The 2,104-nt window shown below is 38.9% G+C and carries 3 protein-coding genes; all 3 read right to left on the bottom strand.

Going from position 1 to position 2,104, the window contains the following annotated elements:
• The coding region (locus tag ABZX61_RS65730) for a hypothetical protein (RefSeq protein WP_355213234.1) at positions 1-587 on the bottom strand (587 nt) is incomplete at its 3' end.
• Positions 584-1,816, bottom strand: coding sequence for a relaxase/mobilization nuclease domain-containing protein (locus tag ABZX61_RS65735; protein WP_355213236.1), 1,233 nt, complete (start codon positions 1,814-1,816; stop codon positions 584-586). The genes ABZX61_RS65730 and ABZX61_RS65735, both read right to left, overlap by 4 nt.
• On the bottom strand, positions 1,795-2,104 hold a 310-nt coding region (mobC, locus tag ABZX61_RS65740; RefSeq protein ID WP_355213237.1), incomplete at its 5' end, for a plasmid mobilization relaxosome protein MobC. The genes mobC and ABZX61_RS65735, both read right to left, overlap by 22 nt.

Raw genomic sequence — 2,104 nt, forward strand, 5'->3', positions numbered from 1 at the left:
CGTTGATCAAACCATGTTGAAGCGGTATACATTAATCGAAAACTGCCATAAATTCCAGCACCGATTAAACCAAAACCACCTAATCCAAGAACGACTGCCCCATAAGGATGTTTAGGCTGTATTTCCATCACTGTGTCATACAAAATATGCAAACCCCAACCATCCCAGATACCTTTATAAATCCATCGTCCGATGAGAATACCGACAACTAAGAAACAGAACAGGCAGATAATATTCACAATCAAAATACTGTAACGTTCGACAATCTCACGTTTGCGATCTGCTTTTATCTGCTCTTTTTGTTCATTCAGTTCTTTTTTCAAAGCGAGTAATGCTTGTTTTTCAACTTGAATGTCTTTCAGTATGGTCGCTTTTAAGTTTTCTGCCTCTAAACGATGGAGTTGTTCTTGAATGGCAGACTCCATTTTTTGACTCGCAACAGCTTCTATTTTTTCTTGGTAGCCCCGAAAGTCTTTATTAACTTCTTGACGGACTAAGCGGTCTAGTTCTGGAACGTGACTGAAATCAATTTTACCATTTTTATAAGCATTTAATACTTGAACAACGAGTTGTTCATCTTTATTCATCGACTCATCCCCCGATCATGATCTTTTGTTGGTTTCTTTTCAGACTGTACGTCTCTATTCACTTGTTTTTCTAGGCTTTTCTGTTGTTCTTGCTCGTAATTTTTCATGTCTTTTGAAAAGCGACGTTCAAAATCATCGAGGATTTTCTCTTTTGTTTGCTTTAATTTTCTTGTAACGCGTTGAGTAAGTTCTGGTACTCGTCCTGCAAGCTGTTTGATTGTGTCAATAAATCGATTAATTTTTGATTCTCGCTTGAGAGCTTCTGATTTTCTTGGTTCAATTGCTTGTTCAAGGCTAACAATTTCTGATTCTCTTTGTTGAGTGTCTCGCTCAAGCGGAGTAATCGCTGGTTCTCGTTGTTCAACAGCTCTAAATTCGTTTTGTCTTGCTCGGTTTTCCAACTCATGTAAAATGGTCTCCCTTCCAAAATCAGAACCCAATCGGGTCTCTCGTGCTCGTCTTTGCTTGTTATTGGCGTCTAAAAAGGTATATGAGAACGTTTGGCCTCTTTCTGATAGAATTACCCCATTGTCAGATAATCGTTCCTTAAACGCTTCGTATGAGCTCACAGAGACATCTTGAAGCGATTTATTGATTCTTTCTCTCAAATCATCCATGTAAGAATACTCATTTTTGGCGATTAGTTCTTTTTCTGTCTCTGTTTGGCGCTCATTTGGTGGCTCTAAAATGTGCCAGTTCTCTCGAGAAGCGAGTCGATCATTCATTTCTCGTGCTCGTTGAACGCTTTCTCCTTTTTGTTCTCTTAATTTATTGCCTGTCTCTAAATTGACCTTATTGACAATGATGTGGTTGTGTAAGACGTGATTTTTTCCGTCTAAATGCGTATACACAGCACTTTGATGGTTAGGATAGAGATTTTCTGCTAATTCAACGCCTAAATCATTGGCTTTTTGCCAGTCTTTTTGAACTTTCGGATTCAGTTCATCTAAGGCGAAAGATTGGGTAATACGCAAGACTTGATTGGATTCTTTGGTTTGGTTATGAAGTTGTCGAATGACATCAAATTGTTCTTTGGCGATAAAGGGATCAATCCCGTTGGTTCCACCCACGGCAACTGCCCGACAATTTGTCAGCTCCACAGGACGTTCCAATTGATGGTCTTGTAGCCACTGTTCAGTTTTTTCATGCATGGGTCTGTCTTGCCCTAAAGCATAATTAAGGGCGCTCGCTGCACTTGCGCCATTGCTTATTTTTGCAATTGTTGCCATAACTCTTGATACCCCTTTTGAGCTTGAGCGAGTACTCCGTATGTATAGCGTAAAGCCACGATCAGCTCTTTATCTTGGTTGTCCATCCGATCGAATTGATTGAGTTTCTTGGCGATTTGATTTAAATTGGTTCCTTGTTTTGAGAGTTCTAATAATAAAGATTTCGCTTGGTCATGTTCGAGATAAGGTTTTTTTAAATGAGATTTTTGTGCTAATTTTTTCGCATAAAGATTCGGAGAGAGTCCATATGTTTCTCCTGAAATTTTCAGCTTATTGTATTGTTCTTCA

The sequence above is a fragment of the Nonomuraea sp. NPDC003709 genome (assembly GCF_040610775.1).
In the GTDB taxonomy this organism is placed as follows: domain Bacteria; phylum Actinomycetota; class Actinomycetes; order Streptosporangiales; family Streptosporangiaceae; genus Nonomuraea; species Nonomuraea angiospora_A.